The sequence below is a fragment of the Candidatus Pristimantibacillus lignocellulolyticus genome, assembly GCA_023639215.1.
GTDB lineage: Bacteria > Bacillota > Bacilli > Paenibacillales > Paenibacillaceae > Pristimantibacillus > Pristimantibacillus lignocellulolyticus.
The window spans coordinates 1,497,093-1,511,678 of sequence record CP097899.1 but is presented as its reverse complement, the minus strand read 5'-3'; the positions used below and the strand labels follow the sequence as shown (position 1 = coordinate 1,511,678).

The window sequence follows — 14,586 nt, the reverse complement described above, 5'->3', positions numbered from 1 at the left end:
CTTTTTAAATCATATCAATATTATGCATATATGGGAAACAACATTCCGAGTAAATCTATTATAAATAAGGAGAAAAGGTGAAATTATGTACAATATTGCCATATTAGGAAAGTGACTGTTATAATTAATTTATGAAAATGATACGCGGAAATAATATGCACAATGTAGAAATGGTGGATTCATGAGGGAATTTTACAGTCAGATTAATCGAAAAATTTATTATATTGTTATGTTAATGGTTATTATTCTTATGGTTTCGGGATTAATATTATCTACCATAGAATTGCAGGAGATATATTTCGGGTATATTTTACATTTTTTGTGTGTAACCGTTATGTCTGTATGCTTATGGATGTATCCTAAGTATGAGACTCATTTTGTTAGAAGAATCATTATTGTATTTGGATTTGCTTATTTATATACACTTTTATTTTTATATCCGGAGACATGGACTACATATATTTTTATTTGCCTTATTCCTATTCTATCGATACTCTTTTTTGATTCGAAATTATTTTATTTTTCATTCGTTTTAAATGGAGTATTAATGATTATTACACTTAGTTATCTCATCTCCATATATGGAGATGTTAAATATTCATATTTAGATGAAGATATATTTGGAAATGTTATTAATATAATAGCCATTCAAGCGGTATTATTTCTTGTTGCTCATTTATCTTTTAAGCGAATGAAAAAGCAGCAACTTTATTATGAACATTTACAGCAATCTGAGCGATTAAAGATGGTAGGACAATTAACAGCTGCTGTAGCTCATGAAATTAGAAATCCTGTAACCGTAGTTAGCGGGTTTTTGCATTTGTTTAATGAAGATCCTTCATTTAGTGAGCCCGTAAAAAGAAAGTTTAAACTAATGATTGATGAATTAAACACAGTGGAACAGATTACATCTCAATTTCTAATGCTATCCAAGCCGATTAGTGATCAGCAACCAGAAAAAGTGAATGTAAAGGAGGTTATTGAAAGTGTTACAAGTATGCTAGATTCCTATGCCATGTTATCTAATAATCAAATTAATATAAATGTAGAGAAAGATTGCGTTATTTCTATTAATAAAATTGAGTTTAAGCAGTTACTAATCAATATTATTAAAAATGCATTAGATGCTTCGGATGTAGGACAATCTATCTCAATCTTAGTAAATAGAAATAAAAATTTTATGGAGATAAAAATTATCGATGAAGGAAAAGGAATGTCAGAGGCTGAAATTAAGTCGCTAGGTACTCCTTTTTACTCATTAAAAAGTAATGGAACAGGTTTAGGATTAATGATTTGCTTTAATATTGTAGAAAAATATGATGGAGAAATTCATTATATAAGTTCTGAAGGCAATGGAACAACGGTCACTATTCGCTTACCGGCTACGCAAGACACATGATATTATACGATGAAAGAGTATTTCCTATTTATGAGAAATGCTCTTTTTTATCTTCGTTTATAAGCTCGACCAATCGTGTAAAACAGTTTAATTATATTAAGTAACAACTAAAGTTTATTGTAAAACGATAAATTATGTGTTAAATTCATTTTAACAATAATTAAATGAGGTGCATTTTATGAAACGAGGAACAACACTCTTTTTAAAGGTAGCAGTTATTCTTATTGGCATTCCAGTGCTTGCATTGTGTATATTTATAGTTCCGGAGATAGCGAATTTTATAGCTGAATTATATCCAGATCACAATTATTTGAAATATCTCGTTTTTATTGATTTATATGCAGCAGCGATCCCATTTTACTTAGCTCTGCATCAAGCTTTTAAACTTTTAACTTATATTGATCACAACAAAGCTTTCTCGGAATTATCAGTAAGAGCTTTAAAGAATATTAAATATTATGCAGTAATTATTAGTAGTTTGTTTGTGGTTGGAATGCCACTTTTCTACCTCGTAGCGGAGAGAGATGATGCTCCGGGTTTTATAGTAATCGGAATGGTCATCATTTTTGCTTCTATGGTTATTGCTGTTTTTGCTGGTGTTCTACAGAAACTTTTACAAGAGGCTATTGATATAAAATCGGAAAATGAATTGACAGTCTGAGGTGAATAACATGGCGATAATTATCAATATTGATGTGATGTTGGCTAAAAGGAAAATGAGCGTAACTGAACTTTCCGAGAGAGTTGGAATAACGATGGCTAACCTTTCTATATTGAAAAATGGAAAGGCAAAAGCGATTCGAGTATCAACGTTAGAGGCGATTTGTAAGGCATTAGAATGTCAGCCTGGAGATATTTTAGAATATAGAAGCGACGAAGAAACGCAAGGATAAAGAGAATGATAGGGATAAGGTGACCTCTGGACATAGGGGTCATCTTTTTATTTATAGGGTGACTCGTTCGCAGTTTACAACGTAACAATGTTATGTTACGATAAAAATACAATACAGTGTAACATTGTTACGTAAGAGGGACGAGGGAAATCTGATGGATAATCAGGAGGATTTGATTTCTAAGAAGGATCTGCTTATGGAGACTGGCATTTCGTATGGGCAATTGTATCGTTGGAAACGGCAAGGTCTAATTCCAGATGATTGGTTTATGAAGCAATCGTCTTTCACCGGTCAAGAAACGTTCTTTCCTAGGCGAAGAATGATTGAACGAATTCGTACAATTTTAGCGAAGAAGGACACTCACTCATTAGATGGTTTGGCAGAACTTTTCTCACCAATCAGTGCTAATCGAATATACTTGCTGCTGGATATTATAGAGGTTATTGATGTAAAGCCTGATATTGCTAATCTAAGTATCCAACTTTGGGGGAAACATCGATTCACTTTTCAAGAGATATTGTTAATAGAGTTATTAGATAAGATGAAGCAAGATATTGTATTTACTGAGGAAGATAGTAAGGAATGGCTTATGACCGCAAAGCAATGGGCGCAAAATCTAACAGGAACGGATATGCAAGTTGTTATCTACAGAAGAGGATCAGTACTTCAATATATAATGATGGATAATAATAGTAAGTACTATCTTGATCATTACTGTCAATTTATACAGAAGTATGATTTATCGGAACGGTCGAAAGATTTAAGTGAGAAATTACAAAATGTGATGGAGGGATAGTCTATGGAACAATCGCGCCCAGGAAATGGGGTCATTAGTGGAAGTGGCCAATTGGCAGGTGGTTTGTATGAAAATATTACTATTTCAGGATCTGGCAATATTAATGGTGATATTAATGCATTAAACGTAAAGACTTCAGGCTCGGCACATTTTTATGGAAATGTGTCATCCGAATCCGTAACTGTAAGCGGCTCAGCAAAGTTTGATGGTCATATTAATACTAGTAGGTATTTATCGTCTGGTTCATCTAGAATTGCAGGTCATTTGCATTGTCATGAAGTTACTTCTAATGGATCATTAAGCTGTAAACAAGATATCCGTGCGGAAGAAATTAAGAATAATGGTAGTATGCATGTTAATGGTGATATCGAAGCAGAGTCTTTCAATACATCAGGTGGTTTTCATATTAAAGGTTTGTTAAATGCCAGTAAGATTAATGTTAATATGAGCGGCAGATGTTTTGCACATGAGATTGGTGGCGACCAAATTACCGTTCGATACAGTCGCCTGAACATTCTATCCACTCTTATTAGATTGTTAGCTGATCAATTTGGATATGCTGATAGCTGGAGATTAAGATCCGAACAAATAGAAGCAACAGATGTCTCTCTTGAATGGAGTAAAGTAGGCATCGTTAGAGGTAATCGAGTGAATATTGGACCAGGATGCAATATTGGACTCATTGAATACACAGAAACAGTTAATATACATCCTAAGGCGATCGTGGATAATGTAAAGAAGATAATATAAATATAGAAGGGTAATATAAGTAGGACGCCTTTCTGGACAAAACGAAGCATTACAAGACAGGAAGTAATGCTCTTCATCTTGTAATCTGAAGAAGAAAGGAGATGACTATATGGAGACGTTAGTATTATTACGCCAAGCTATCGACTATATGGAGGATCGGCTAGAGACAAAGCTTGAAATCGAGGATATTGCAAAATCGGCAATGTCTTCTAAATACCATTTTCAACGTATATTTCATGCTGTGACCGGCTTTACTGTTACCGAATATATTCGTAATCGTCGACTTACGCTTTCTGCTGAAGAATTGGCAAGTACGGACATTAAAGTTATTGATGTCGCGCTGAAGTATGGTTATGAAAGTCCGGAAGCATTCACTAAAGCTTTTCAGAGGTTGCATGGGATTACTCCTTCTTCAGCAAAGAAAAAGGATGTGAAGCTCAAGTCGTTTCCTCGAATCTCCTTTCAAATTCAGATTAAAGGAGTAGTTGAAATGAATTATCGGATTGTGGAAGAAAATGCTTCAACAGTGATTGGTAAGAATTTTATTATTCAAAAGGATGCCTCTAAGGAAATACCAGTATTTGTGGAAATGATATGGAAGAATGGCACGCATGATCAAATCAATAAAGTTGTAGGAAATGAGACGGGGTCGCTTCTGTATGGGTATCATTATGATTTTAGCGAAGATGGTACGAAACGTTATCTCATGGGGGCAGAAGTAAAGGAAGGTAATGAAATCCCACAGAACTTAACGGTTCTCGAAATTCCAACTCAGACTTATGCCGTGTTCGATAGCAAGGAGAAAATACCGGATGATGTGGAGATTGGCTTGGAAATTGTGAATGTATGGAGGCGTATCTATACGGAGTGGTTTCCTTCAGTAAACTTTGAACAAGTTGAAGGTCCATGCATTGAGAAATATTATTGGACGGATGATAGTCAAACGGAATCTATATGTGAAGTGTGGATTCCCGTTCAGAGAAAGAACTTATAGTAATTTAAAATGTACCCTTTGTAAAGGACTGAATTGACCCCAATTGTTAGACGCATCTAGCAATTGGGGTCAATTCTATCTTATAGGGTACATTTTAAACCGGTTGAAGGACCTTTTAGTGGTATTATAGATACTGCAGTTTAGAGCGTTAACCCGCCGTCGATTAATACGATGGAGCCCGTCATATAGCTTGAACGATCAGAGGCGAGGAATGTTACGACTTCTGCAAGCTCGTCCGGCTTAGCATAGCGTCCCATACGCATATTTCCGATTTCCTCTGGCACGTATCCCCCAGATCTGAATTCTTGTTCTACGCTCTTCGTCAGAGCTGTTTCCACACCACCAGGACAAATTCCGTTAACACGAATTCCCTTTTTCACATACTCTATCGCTGCGGCTTTAGTCAGTCCAACGACTGCATGCTTACTTGCAGAATAAGCTGAAGCACTATGCTCACTTTTAACTCCTGCTGTTGAAGAGGTATTAATAATCGATCCACTTTCTTGCTTCTCCATTACTTTCAACACATATTTCATACCAAGGAAGACTCCCTTGACATTGACATTCATAATGCGGTCAAAATCATTCTCTTCAATGTCCGCAAGTTTTGCGAACTTTTGTACAACGCCAGCATTGTTGAAGAATATATCGATACGACCATACGTATCAACGGCTTCTTGTACATAGCGTTGAACATCCTCACTCTTTGACACATCTGCCTGTACAAAGATAGCTTCGCCGCCCTGTTCCTTAATGATGCGAACCGTTTCTTGACCAGATTCCTGATTATAATCGACTACAACAATCTTTGCGCCATTACTTGACATTTTTAAGCTAGTAGCACGGCCGATGCCGCTTCCTGCTCCAGTAACAAGTGCTATTTTATTTTCTAACATTATTGTTCATCCCCTTTAGAGTTATAGCAGAGTAACTCTGCAATGTAATTATAATGCGCTTTCAAATTTCAAAATTGTGTTTTTTAATGATTTGTAGTACTTTTTTATCATATTCTTTATCACTTTAATCTTGCACAATGGAGGTTTGCATGAATAAGTTATTCGAACTAGTTGTATTTGGACGTCTGCTTTTTGATGCTATTGGGCTGCCTGTGTTCATCATACAACCGGGAAGGGCAATTGAAGCGGAATACACAGATCAATCGTTTCATACTAACCCTTATTGGTCATCCATCCGCGAACAGGTAGCAGGTTATGCTTATGTGCTTTATCCTGCTGAGCATCCTGTTCATTTTACCCGATCTAGGTTATCGTACTTTTTTGTAAATGCGCTTGACGAAAACCAGCTTGCCGGTACACTCGTTGTTGGTCCTTACATACATGAAAAGCCACAAGGCGACAAATGGAATGAAATAATAACGTATCTCCCACAAGATAACCGGAGAGAGTTTCTTCAATTGGTTGAAGAAATACCACTCATCTCCTCGAAGCGCTCCGTTGACTTAAGTCGAATGATATACTATGCGGTTCACAAGAAACTGGTCGATTCATCAACTAGCTTTCCCTTGGAGAGCATGCTAATTCCTGAATTAGATGCAGAGAAGAAACAGCTGAATGCCGAACTTTCTCGAAGACGCCGCAATGGTATGTTGCACTCCAATCTGTCTCATGAGCGGGTCATGCTGCACTACGTTCGAAATGGAGAGAGGGAACGAATAAGAACATTCGTCACCGAATCCATTATTGCTGAAGATGAATTTGGTGTGCTATCCAAGCGAAGTAGGATACGTAGTGAGAAGAACTTAATGATTACTGGAATAGCTCTAATCTGTCGAGCGGCAATTGAGGGAGGAGTACACGAGGAGGATGCACTTACGCTGAGTGATTTCTATATTCAACAGCTGGAGGAAAAGGAAACATTGCAAGCGATAAGTGCTATTATGACTAAAGTACTGTTCGATTTCGTGGATAGAGTATCTGAAGTTCGACGAGGGCACTACTCACACGCAATACAGACTAGTATTCACGAGATAGCTAATCATTTATACGGCGAGATTACACTTGAACGGTTAGCTACGTATACTAATTTCAGTCCGAACTACTTGTCGAGCTTATTCAAGAAAGAAGTAGGTCTGACAATTGCGAAGTATGTCCAACGTGAACGGATTGAAGAGGCCAAGAGGTTACTCACGCTAACAGATTATCCGATTGCTGACATTGCGGCTTGGCTTAACTTTAATGATCAAAGCTATTTCAATAGAGTATTTAAGAAATGGACTGGAATGGCACCAAAGGAATATCGGAAAAATGAACGATGAGGATCTCAATAATGTTTAGTAATAGTACACCTTGTAAGCGGAAATCGAGTGAATATTGGACCAGGATGCCATATCGGACTAATTGAGTATACAGAAACAGTTGATATGCATCCTAAGGCGATCGTGGATAATGTAAAGAAGATGATTTAGATATAGTCTGATGTGTGCATTCCCGTTTAGAGAAAGACATTGTAGCTATTACGGCCACCTATCTTGGTGGTCTTTATTCTATTTATAAGCTTATTAAGTTTAGTAGAAAGTTTATTATAGGTAAATTTATTAGTATAATGGCTAGAACGTATAACAAGAAAAGAGGGAACGAATGCCTACTATACTAGTTGCTGACGATGATGCGAACATTCGCGAACTTGTCTGTTTATTTCTTCGTAATGACGGATTCGAAACAGTTGAAGCCGCAGATGGACAAGAAGCACTGTCCGTTTATACATCAAAGAAAGTCGATCTTGTTGTGCTTGATATTATGATGCCGATTATGGATGGTTGGACGTTGTGTAAGGAACTGCGAAGAGCTGATCCTGATCTTCCCTTACTCATGCTAACAGCGAGAGGCGAAACTTGGGAGAAAGTAAAAGGGTTCGAACTTGGAGCCGATGATTATTTGACGAAACCATTTGATCCGTTGGAATTAACGGTTCGCGTGAAGGCATTACTGAAACGATATCGGATTGGCTCCACGCAGACGATACAGTTCGGCAATATCATCCTTGATCGACAAACCTATAAAGTAACGGAAGGGACGGAGTCGTTCACGTTACCACTTAAGGAGTTCGAATTGCTATATAAGCTTGCTGGAACACCTGGACAAGTCTATACACGTGAGCAATTGATCAATCAAATATGGGGTATCGATTATGCAGGTGATGATCGAACGATAGACGTACATATTAAACGGTTGCGTGAAAGGTTCGCGACTACACCTGATTTTCGTATCGAAACCATGCGTGGGTTAGGTTACCGCCTAGAGGTTAGCGAATGATTAGATCTCTATATATCCGTGTGGTTTTAACGTTTTTAGTTTCCGTTATTGCGGGCACAATAATTGCTTTTTTCGTGTCAACTTGGGTGTTCCAAGAAAAATTGAATGAAAATGCTCAAATTAACATAAGTAATTTCGGTCAGGACATCGTTGAGATTTACAAGGTACTGCCTTTAATTGAAGCAGAATCATATGTAAGTGGCATGAAGCAGCTTAATTCCTATCATATTCGAATTTACGATGAATTGGGCAAGTTCCAGTCTTACGGCAAGCTTAACGGACACAAGCCTAGCGCTGTAACGTTGGAACAAGTACAGAAAGTGTTAGATGGAGAGATTGTTAAAGACCATCCGAATGGTATTGCTGCGGTACTCTTAGGAATGCCGATAGAAACTGAAATGGGCAATAAGGCGATGTTTTTGGAGATGCTTGTCCCTCCTTCTACCTCTTTCGTTGTAAAGTGGGCATTAAATTTTGCAACTTATTCGTTGATTGCAGGAAGCTTATTAATTCTGGTTGCCTCAATATTTCTCGTAAGGCCGATTAAGAAGCTGACCAAGGCGACCAGACGTATAGCAGCTGGTGATTTCAATGTTAAGCTCAACATTAAGCAAACGAGTGAGCTAGGTACTTTAGCTAGAAGCTTCGAAGAAATGATGCATGATCTGCAGCAACTTGAGCAGATGCGTAAAGATTTTGTGTCGAACGTGTCGCATGAGGTTCAGTCGCCGCTTACCTCAATATCTGGTTATGCGATCGCGCTCAAGCGAGAAGACATTACAGGGAGTGAGCGAATTCGTTATCTTGATATTATTATTAATGAAGCAGCACGGATGTCTAAGATGAGTGATAGTCTGCTCAAGCTAAGTTTACTTGAATCACAGTCACAACAGATGCGGCTAGTAACACTTAGTCTTGATGAACAGATCAGAAGAGTGATCGTCGCAATTCAGCCGCAATGGTCAGCTCGTGATATTCGTTTTGAGCTAAATTTAAAAGCAGTTATGCTAACGGCTGATCATGATCAGCTTAATCAAGTATGGACCAATATCATCGGCAATAGTATTAAATTCTCCAAGGATGGCGGCATAATTAAAGTCAGTATGAAACAAGAAAACCATAACGTGACCGTTACAATATGTGATGAGGGCATTGGTATTTCGCCAGAGGATCAAAAGCGGATATTCGAACGGTTCTTTAAAGCAGATCGTTCTCACAGTCGTAAATATGATGGAAGTGGTATGGGACTCGCCATTGTGAAACAAATTATAGCGCTACATCAAGGTGATATACGAGTGGAAAGCGAGCTAGGTCAAGGGACGACGATCATTGTTACTTTACCCATGACAACTCAGGCAGAGTAATCATATTGCTTTCGTATCAATGAGATAATCAAAATGCATCCACGAAGATTCATGTTCTAAATGCTACAGCATCATGTGTAAGCTTCTTTACATGTGATACGGTAGCATTTTTTTGTTAGTTCATATTCCGTTCATATTGAAGTCATGAACAGTACATCTTGAACATATAAAATTGCCTTAGTGGCCCATTAAGGTAATTCAATATATAGATGAGGACAGGAGTCGATACGAGTGAAATCAACTGAAGAGGTACAGAAAAAGAAGATGAATAAACCGCTTAAAATAATACTTATCTCACTAGCGGTCATTATTATTACGGTAGTAGTTTTTCTAGCGACTGTTTTTATCGTTAATGTGATTAGCAGTAAATCGGAACAAGGGAAAATACAAGCTTATGGTCAATTAGTACCTGTAGATGGAAAAAATATGAATGTTCTTATTGAAGGGAATGGAGAAGAAACAGTAGTGCTACTAACGGGTTACGGAACAGCAGCACCAGCACTTGATTTTAAGCCACTAATTGAAGAACTAACACCATTTTACAAAGTAGTGGTCGTTGAGCCATTTGGTTATGGATTAAGTGATGAAACTACGAAGGAAAGAACCAATGAGAATATTGCTAGTGAAATTCATGAAGCTCTGCAAAGTCTTAACATTGATAAATATATTCTCATGGGTCACTCTATAGCAGGAATTTACGGACTAGAATACGTGAATAAATATGAAGATGAAGTGAGTGCATTTATCGGAATTGATAGTAGCGTTCCAACCCAACCGGGTATGGATGTTGAATTACCAGTAGATACTTTTCAACTACTTCAAAAATCAGGTATCGCTAGATTGATCATGAAACTAAGTGATGACCCATATGCCACTCTGCCATTTGATAACGAGACCAAAGAACAATTAAGAATGATTACACATAAAAACTTGTATACTTCAACTCTTATGAATGAGATGAAAAATTTCAATCGAAATTTCCAAGCTGCTGAAAGTTTATCATTCCCGAAAACTCTTCCTCTAATGTTATTTGTACAAGCAAATAATTCAGATGTTGAAGGTTGGATACCACTTCATGAAGAACAAGTGAAAGATTCGGAATTTGGAGAGATGGTGTTGTTAGAAGGGGATCATTATTTACATCATTCTAAATCCAAAGAAATCGTTGAGAGTCTCCGAGCGTTTATGGAAGGCATTGAATAAAAAAGACTAAGGTCCCAAATAGTACAAGTCTAACTAAGAAATTTAGTTATACTCAGCCACAGCGTACAGACGGTGGGGCAGCTAACAATGACTTATTAAAAAGTTAAAATGACAAACAAAAAAAGCAAAGGGAAATTCCCTTTGCTTTTTTATATTTGTAATATAGCTACATTTCGTAGCTATTACCTCTAACACCTAATTACTTATCGAAAACCATAATAAGTGCATTACTCAAGTCTCTACCAGCAGGAGTAATATACTTGCCGCCTGCATATAAAGCACTTGATGCTCCACCGTCTAAATTCATTGCTTCTACTGCTTTTAGCTTAACCATTACTTGTGCTAACTCTGGAATAGACGCTGCAGCAGTTGTTACAATAATTAATTGGCCATCGGCTGTAACGCCTATTGCACTACGCGCGCCGCGACTAGTAAGAATTTTAGGGTCTTTAAATCCTTCACCTACTGGATCTGTATCCACTTTGCCGTTACTTACAAGTCTTGGTCCAGCTTGTAATGCAGTTTCTACGACACCTTCATCGAGAAGTTTTTTAAGTTCACTCTCTCCATTTGCAATTAGTGCCTCACCACTTTTTGTGTATACAAATACGGAACGCTCATCCCCTGAAGCTTTATTAATGACTTTCCCATCCTTAACGATATATCCGTATGGAATTTTCGTACTAGTTTCCGAATATGCGTTGAAGAATGTACCGTTTACGGCTACTGAAGCTTTGGAACGCTCTACCATTTTCTTGAAAGTCTCTGTACTGCCAATCTTGTTGTTGGCATACACTGCATCAAATCTAACTTTTGGATGATAAAGGTCAATGTACACGGTGTTGACGCTGATTGTTTTTGTTGATGTTGCTATTTTTGAACTACCTGTGCGTACCGGTTCATTCAATGCTTTCTCAACTCTTCGCAGAGGAACTGCTTCAATTTCTGTTTTTACTGTACCATTCTGAATGACAATTCGTCCTTCTTTTAAGTAAGATACTTTTACTCCAAGTGCTTCTCCAACGAAACGAAGAGGTACATAGACGGTTCCAGACAAATTAAATGGAGCTGCATCGAGTGTTTGTGATTTTCCATTTACAACAGCAGTTGTTTTACTAACCGTTAACTCAACGCTATCTGATTTGTTTGAAATTCGTACTTTATTATTAGCGCTATCCCAATTGACTTTAAAGCCAAAAGTTTCAGCAGCAAAGCGGACGGGCACGAATGATCTTCCTGCTGATTCTTGCACAATTCCGTACTTTTTAGCAGCAGAAGCTGAATTAGCCAGATTAAGCTGAGATAGTAGAATGAGCGCTGCACATACTAGCATAATTTTTTTAAACATTTAACTTTCCCCTTTGTAAGTAAGATTATGTTCATTCTCATTTTACACGAAATTATAATTCCTGAATATTACATTATCTATTTTCACTAACAAATATGAAAATAGATAATGATATGCCTAATCCTTATAAATGTAATAATTTAATTCCAAATAAAGTATCTTGTAATGTAATAGAAGTTCATTGTATTATATTCCTATCGTAAAACTAGGAATAAGAAGGTGCAGCTATGATACAGATGATTATTACGGGTGTTTTTTGTGGATTTTTACTGGGATTTGTAATGCAACGTGGTCGTTTCTGCTTAACAGGCGGATTTCGAGATATGTATATTGCCAAGGACAACCGCATGTTTTATGCTCTGCTTATTGCAATTGCTGTGCAAAGTGTTGGTGTCTATGCACTAATTGATATTGGAGTATTTCAATATACAGCAGGTCAGTTTCCGTTAGTAGCAGTAATTGTAGGGGCGTTTGTTTTCGGAGTTGGAATTATTTTTGCAGGTGGCTGTGCTACAGGAACTTGGTACCGAGCAGGAGAAGGATTAATTGGTAGTTGGATAGCGTTAGCTATGTATATGTTAATGGCAGCAATCATGAAATCGGGTCCGTTAGCGAAATTTACAACGGACGTGCGTGAGCCAGTCGTTGGTACAGACTCCATTGCCGATACTTTCGGTATTAATGTATGGTTTATCGTCGTACCATTTGTTGCTTTAGTGGCATTTATTATTTATCGCGAGCTGAAAAAGCCTAAAATTAAAATTCCACAATTAAAGCCAAAGAAGACAGGCTTAGCGCATATTTTATTTGAAAAACGTTGGCATCCATTTGTTACAGCAGTTTTGATCGGTTTAATTGCAACAGTAGCTTGGCCGTTAAGTGCACTATCAGGTCGTATATTTGGCTTAGGAATAACAACTCCATCAGCAAATATTTTGCAATATTTAGTGACGGGTGATGTTGATTTCATTAATTGGGGTGTATTTTTAGTACTTGGAATTTTCTTAGGTTCCCTGTTCGGTGCAAAAATGAGCGGCGAATTCCGCGTACGTGTTCCTGATGCAAAAACATGTGTACGTAGTGCATCCGGGGGGTTATTAATGGGCTTCGGTGCAAGTATTGCAGGTGGATGTTCCATTGGTAATGGATTAGTTATGACATCGATGATGACATGGTCAGGTTGGGTTGCATTATTGTTTATGATCTTAGGTACTTGGACAGCATCCTACTTTGTATTTGTTCGGCCAGCAAAACAACGTGCTACAGCGTCAAATTCTGTAACTTTATAATAAGGAGATATGATAATGAAAAAAACATTAGAAGTGTTAGGGCTAGTATGTCCATTCCCGTTAATTGAAGCTAAAGAAGCTATTAAAGAATTAAGCTCAGGTGATGAATTAGAAGTACAATTCGACTGTACGCAAGGTACAGAATCAATTCCCCGTTGGGCGGCAGAAGAAGGTCACGATGTTATTGCATATGAGCAGTTAGGCGAAGCCTCTTGGACGATTACAGTAAAGAAAAAATAATGATTCTTACTCACCCGTAGAAATGCGAATGCGGGTGAGTTTTTTTATTAGATATAGGAAATATGTAAGTAAATGATACTTTGGGCTAGTAAATCTATTCTAGTTTGACATGTCCTACAGTAATAAATAAGATACGAATTAAAGTTACATTGTAAAGGTAGGAACTTAGATGGCGGAAAATTTTCAAACCGAAACTGACAATTTACATAGACCAACACCTGAATATATTGAGAGCGTCCATAAATTAAGAGAAAAACTTTTGCATGCTATACAAATTGGTGATAAAGATTTAATGAGAGAATATGAGATTGATTCCAATCAATTATTTGGAGAGGTACAATTAAATATTCTGAATCGAGTTCCTAATGATAAGGTTCGATCCTATAAAAATATACTACTATCGCACAACACCCTCTATAGCTATTCAGCTGAAAGAGGGGGATTAAGTGCATGGCAATGCCATTTTATATCAGAAAAGTATGCCATCATGATCGAACATACAGCAACGATGTCTGAACTAGATAAGATCCATTCAAATATGCTTAGGGAGTATTGTGACCCAACGATTCGTAAATCTACAAGTGAAAACTTAACGATTGTAGAGAAAGCAGAGAAATATATAGAAATGAACTTTTCGGAGGATATTTCAATGGAGGAGATGGCAAGGAAATTACATGTTCATCCTTCACATCTCATGCGATCATTTAAGAAAGAAAAAGGAACAACTATTAGTTATTATCGTAATTTGAGAAGAATACAAGAAGCAAAGGAACTTATTCTTTTCTCTAATCTAACAATGACCGAAATTGCGATTATCATTGGTTTTAGTAACTCTCAGTATTTTTCGAAATTTTTTAAAGAAGTTGAAGGAGTAACACCACTAGAATTTAAGAAAATGAAGAAATGATCTATAAATGATATAAATGATGTGATATAGCAACAATTTCAGAGCAGATAATTTTTAAGGGTGCATGGTAATCATGCACTTATTTTTGTTGTCGCCCTTTTATCATTATTTGAATTGTAACCGAATACAAA

General features: G+C 37.1%; 15 protein-coding genes. 13 read left to right on the top strand and 2 right to left on the bottom strand.

Annotation, left to right across the window (positions count from 1 at the left end; all coding sequences use genetic code 11):
- Positions 1 to 547 precede the first annotated feature (547 nt).
- From NAG76_06255 to NAG76_06230, 6 genes are all read left to right on the top strand, one after another.
- Positions 548 to 1,399, top strand: a complete 852-nt coding sequence (locus tag NAG76_06255; GenBank protein ID URN95845.1) for a HAMP domain-containing histidine kinase — start codon at positions 548 to 550, stop codon at positions 1,397 to 1,399.
- Between the two features lie 178 nt (positions 1,400 to 1,577).
- On the top strand, positions 1,578 to 2,060 hold the full coding sequence (locus tag NAG76_06250; GenBank protein ID URN95844.1) for a DUF2975 domain-containing protein: 483 nt from the start codon (positions 1,578 to 1,580) through the stop codon (positions 2,058 to 2,060).
- A gap of 10 nt (positions 2,061 to 2,070) precedes the next feature.
- Complete coding sequence (locus NAG76_06245; GenBank protein ID URN95843.1) at positions 2,071 to 2,292, top strand: helix-turn-helix transcriptional regulator; 222 nt, start codon at positions 2,071 to 2,073, stop codon at positions 2,290 to 2,292.
- A gap of 154 nt (positions 2,293 to 2,446) precedes the next feature.
- Positions 2,447 to 3,088, top strand: coding sequence for a YhbD family protein (locus NAG76_06240; GenBank protein URN95842.1), 642 nt, complete (start codon positions 2,447 to 2,449; stop codon positions 3,086 to 3,088).
- Between the two features lie 3 nt (positions 3,089 to 3,091).
- A complete protein-coding gene (locus tag NAG76_06235; GenBank protein URN95841.1) occupies positions 3,092 to 3,838 on the top strand; it encodes a polymer-forming cytoskeletal protein in 747 nt (248 codons plus the stop codon).
- Between the two features lie 109 nt (positions 3,839 to 3,947).
- On the top strand, positions 3,948 to 4,832 hold the full coding sequence (locus tag NAG76_06230; protein URN95840.1) for an AraC family transcriptional regulator: 885 nt from the start codon (positions 3,948 to 3,950) through the stop codon (positions 4,830 to 4,832).
- Positions 4,833 to 4,972: 140 nt separating this feature from the next.
- Here the strand turns inward: NAG76_06230 and NAG76_06225 are convergent, their stop codons facing one another.
- Positions 4,973 to 5,728 (bottom strand): glucose 1-dehydrogenase, encoded by a 756-nt coding sequence (locus NAG76_06225; GenBank protein ID URN95839.1) that lies wholly within the window; start codon positions 5,726 to 5,728, stop codon positions 4,973 to 4,975.
- A 149-nt stretch (positions 5,729 to 5,877) separates the two neighbouring features.
- Between NAG76_06225 and NAG76_06220 the strand changes: the two genes are divergently transcribed.
- From NAG76_06220 to NAG76_06205, 4 genes are all read left to right on the top strand, one after another.
- A complete protein-coding gene (locus NAG76_06220) occupies positions 5,878 to 7,107 on the top strand; it encodes an AraC family transcriptional regulator (GenBank protein ID URN95838.1) in 1,230 nt (409 codons plus the stop codon).
- A gap of 322 nt (positions 7,108 to 7,429) precedes the next feature.
- The gene (locus NAG76_06215) at positions 7,430 to 8,104 is read left to right on the top strand and encodes a response regulator transcription factor (protein URN95837.1); all 675 of its coding nucleotides are present in this window, start codon (positions 7,430 to 7,432) and stop codon (positions 8,102 to 8,104) included.
- Positions 8,101 to 9,468 (top strand): HAMP domain-containing histidine kinase, encoded by a 1,368-nt coding sequence (locus NAG76_06210; protein ID URN95836.1) that lies wholly within the window; start codon positions 8,101 to 8,103, stop codon positions 9,466 to 9,468. Before NAG76_06215 ends, NAG76_06210 begins: the two co-directional genes overlap by 4 nt.
- Before the next feature lie 264 nt (positions 9,469 to 9,732).
- Positions 9,733 to 10,671 (top strand): alpha/beta hydrolase, encoded by a 939-nt coding sequence (locus NAG76_06205; protein ID URN96776.1) that lies wholly within the window; start codon positions 9,733 to 9,735, stop codon positions 10,669 to 10,671.
- A 199-nt stretch (positions 10,672 to 10,870) separates the two neighbouring features.
- On the opposite strand, the gene NAG76_06200 is transcribed toward NAG76_06205, so the two are convergent.
- Entirely contained in the window at positions 10,871 to 12,019 is a 1,149-nt protein-coding gene (locus NAG76_06200) for a phosphodiester glycosidase family protein (GenBank protein ID URN95835.1), read from the bottom strand.
- 227 nt (positions 12,020 to 12,246) lie between these two features.
- Here NAG76_06200 and NAG76_06195 point away from each other — a divergent pair, with 227 nt between their 5' ends.
- The 3 genes from NAG76_06195 to NAG76_06185 all read left to right on the top strand — a co-directional run bounded on the left by NAG76_06195 (position 12,247) and on the right by NAG76_06185 (position 14,455).
- Complete coding sequence (locus NAG76_06195; protein ID URN95834.1) at positions 12,247 to 13,308, top strand: YeeE/YedE family protein; 1,062 nt, start codon at positions 12,247 to 12,249, stop codon at positions 13,306 to 13,308.
- Between the two features lie 15 nt (positions 13,309 to 13,323).
- On the top strand, positions 13,324 to 13,548 hold the full coding sequence (locus tag NAG76_06190) for a sulfurtransferase TusA family protein (protein URN95833.1): 225 nt from the start codon (positions 13,324 to 13,326) through the stop codon (positions 13,546 to 13,548).
- 169 nt (positions 13,549 to 13,717) lie between these two features.
- Positions 13,718 to 14,455, top strand: a complete 738-nt coding sequence (locus NAG76_06185) for an AraC family transcriptional regulator (GenBank protein URN95832.1) — start codon at positions 13,718 to 13,720, stop codon at positions 14,453 to 14,455.
- The last annotated feature ends 131 nt before the right edge of the window (positions 14,456 to 14,586 follow it).

Bases quoted from the DNA above. Each gene is read 5' to 3' on its own strand.
- NAG76_06255 (URN95845.1), top strand. From the start codon at position 548: ATGATTATTACACTTAGTTATCTCATCTCCATATATGGAGATGTTAAA.
- NAG76_06250 (URN95844.1), top strand. From the start codon at position 1,578: ATGAAACGAGGAACAACACTCTTTTTAAAGGTAGCAGTTATTCTTATT.
- NAG76_06245 (URN95843.1), top strand. From the start codon at position 2,071: ATGGCGATAATTATCAATATTGATGTGATGTTGGCTAAAAGGAAAATG.
- NAG76_06240 (URN95842.1), top strand. From the start codon at position 2,447: ATGGATAATCAGGAGGATTTGATTTCTAAGAAGGATCTGCTTATGGAG.
- NAG76_06235 (URN95841.1), top strand. From the start codon at position 3,092: ATGGAACAATCGCGCCCAGGAAATGGGGTCATTAGTGGAAGTGGCCAA.
- NAG76_06230 (URN95840.1), top strand. From the start codon at position 3,948: ATGGAGACGTTAGTATTATTACGCCAAGCTATCGACTATATGGAGGAT.
- NAG76_06225 (URN95839.1), bottom strand. From the start codon at position 5,728: ATGTTAGAAAATAAAATAGCACTTGTTACTGGAGCAGGAAGCGGCATC.
- NAG76_06220 (URN95838.1), top strand. From the start codon at position 5,878: ATGAATAAGTTATTCGAACTAGTTGTATTTGGACGTCTGCTTTTTGAT.
- NAG76_06215 (URN95837.1), top strand. From the start codon at position 7,430: ATGCCTACTATACTAGTTGCTGACGATGATGCGAACATTCGCGAACTT.
- NAG76_06210 (URN95836.1), top strand. From the start codon at position 8,101: ATGATTAGATCTCTATATATCCGTGTGGTTTTAACGTTTTTAGTTTCC.
- NAG76_06205 (URN96776.1), top strand. From the start codon at position 9,733: ATGAATAAACCGCTTAAAATAATACTTATCTCACTAGCGGTCATTATT.
- NAG76_06200 (URN95835.1), bottom strand. From the start codon at position 12,019: ATGTTTAAAAAAATTATGCTAGTATGTGCAGCGCTCATTCTACTATCT.
- NAG76_06195 (URN95834.1), top strand. From the start codon at position 12,247: ATGATACAGATGATTATTACGGGTGTTTTTTGTGGATTTTTACTGGGA.
- NAG76_06190 (URN95833.1), top strand. From the start codon at position 13,324: ATGAAAAAAACATTAGAAGTGTTAGGGCTAGTATGTCCATTCCCGTTA.
- NAG76_06185 (URN95832.1), top strand. From the start codon at position 13,718: ATGGCGGAAAATTTTCAAACCGAAACTGACAATTTACATAGACCAACA.